The organism is Oleiphilus sp. HI0067 (assembly GCF_001635735.1).
The window spans coordinates 1-2,035 of the sequence record NZ_LWFI01000696.1 but is presented as its reverse complement, the minus strand read 5'-3'; the positions used below and the strand labels follow the sequence as shown (position 1 = coordinate 2,035).

The window sequence follows — 2,035 nt, the reverse complement described above, 5'->3', positions numbered from 1 at the left end:
GATGAGGATGTTCAGCAAGATGCGTTGGTGAAAGATTTGGAGTCAATTGGACAAAAGATCGCTCGTTTGGGAGCGATTAACTTGGCTGCTGTCGAGGAGTATGAGACGCAGCTAGAGCGAAAGACGTATCTTGATGAGCAGAATGATGAGTTAATTGATGCCTTAGATGTGTTGACGCAAGCTATTCGAAAAATCGATAAAGAAACAAGGCATAGGTTTAAGCAAACTTATGATCGCGTCAATGCAGGTTTGCAGAATTTGTTTCCAAAGATATTTGGGGGTGGCAGCGCAAAACTTGAGCTGGCCGATTCGGATTTGCTTGAGACAGGGGTGAGTATTCTTGCTAGGCCTCCAGGAAAAAATAATTCAACGATACATCTCCTTTCTGGCGGTGAGAAAGCTTTGACAGCCCTTGCATTGATTTTTTCTATTTTCAAACTTAATCCAGCGCCATTCTGTATGTTGGATGAAGTAGATGCGCCTTTAGATGATGCGAATGTTGGGCGTTTTGCTCGACTTGTCAAAGAAATGTCCGATACCGTTCAGTTCATATATATATCGCATAATAAGGTTTCTATGGAGATGGCTGACCAGCTTATGGGGGTTACTATGCACGAGCCTGGAGTCTCTCGATTGGTGTCCGTGGATATTGATGCGGCTGCTCAGTTAGTCGACGCTTAAAAGGCTATCCAACAGTTAATTTAGGTTTAATCTTGAGCGTTGGTCTCCTTGTTGTTTTCTAGCTACTATATGCCTTGATAAAAAGGCTATCCTAGCCTTTATGTTCTCAGATTATCTATACGTGGAATGAGTTCTTAATGAGCCTTAGAGAGTGGTTAATTGTAGTTGGTGTCGTCATTATCTTAGGGATTTTGATCGATGGTCTTCGTAGAATGCGTCTCGCAAAACAAGACTCTCTTAAAATGTCCCGAGATTTAGGTGGGCAAATAGATTCTTCCCCCCTTGATGATGATTTTAATCCTGAGCTTCCTGGAGGCGGTGTTCGAGTTGTATCTGCAGGAGCGGATTCTGTTGATAGTGAACTTGATGAACAGAATTTACTGTCTATTTCGGCGCAAGACGATTCAGATTTATTTGAGCCTAAAGTTTCAATTGAATCGGATGAGTCTGAGATTGAGAAACCTTCTTCTAGCAAGCCTAAGCAAGCGAAAGCTAAGATTGATGCAACAACAAAGCCCAAAGAGGAAACTGTAGAATCAGACTCAGCAATCGATCATGAAGTCATCGTGATTAATGTTGATGCGCAACCAGGTCAAAATTTTGCGGGCGCAGATGTAAATAAACTTCTTGTAGCTTGTGGTATGAAACATGGCGAGATGTCTATTTTTCATCGACATGAAGAGGACTTGTTAAGTCCTATTCAATTTAGCGTCGCGAATGCTGTTGAGCCTGGATATTTTGATCCAGACAAGCTCGAGACCTTATCCACTCCGGGAGTAAGCTTCTTTATGAGTATTCCCGGACCAAAGAATTACTTGCAAGCTTTTGACTTTATGTATGAAACGGCGAAGTGCTTTGCAGATAATTTGCAAGGTGAGTTGAAGGACGAGCATCGCAGCGTATTGACTTCGCAGACTGTTGAACATTATAAGCAGAGAATTAGAGAGTTTGAGCGCAAGCAGTTGTGCAAAATGCGTCCTTAAGGTTGTTTCGTGTCATTCGATAAAATTCGAGATGAGATTGCAGAGTTATCTGAATCTCTAAATACCTATAATCGTCTTTATTATTTAGAAAGCGCTCCGACTATTAGCGATCAGGAATATGATCAGCTATTTCAACGACTCAGATCGCTCGAAGAAGAATATCCGGATCTAAAAAGATCAGATTCCCCTACTCAACGTGTGGGAAGTGCACCTTCTGGTGAGTTCTCGCAAATTGCTCATCGTATTCCAATGCTTTCACTCGATAATGCTTTTTCTAACGAGGATTTGCTGGATTTTTATAGTCGCATTGGTCAAAAAGTAGATGGTGAAGTTTCTTTGTTTGCCGAACCGAAGCTGGATGGTATTGCGGT

The 2,035-nt window shown here is 41.9% G+C and carries 1 protein-coding gene and 2 pseudogenes; all 3 read left to right on the top strand.

What is annotated here, in order from left to right:
* Positions 1 to 681: pseudogene (locus tag A3739_RS07850) on the top strand (AAA family ATPase); the annotation flags it as partial.
* A gap of 137 nt (positions 682 to 818) precedes the next feature.
* On the top strand, positions 819 to 1,664 hold the full coding sequence (zipA, locus tag A3739_RS07845; RefSeq protein WP_068478329.1) for a cell division protein ZipA: 846 nt from the start codon (positions 819 to 821) through the stop codon (positions 1,662 to 1,664).
* Positions 1,665 to 1,673: 9 nt separating this feature from the next.
* Positions 1,674 to 2,035: pseudogene (gene ligA, locus A3739_RS07840) on the top strand (NAD-dependent DNA ligase LigA); the annotation flags it as partial.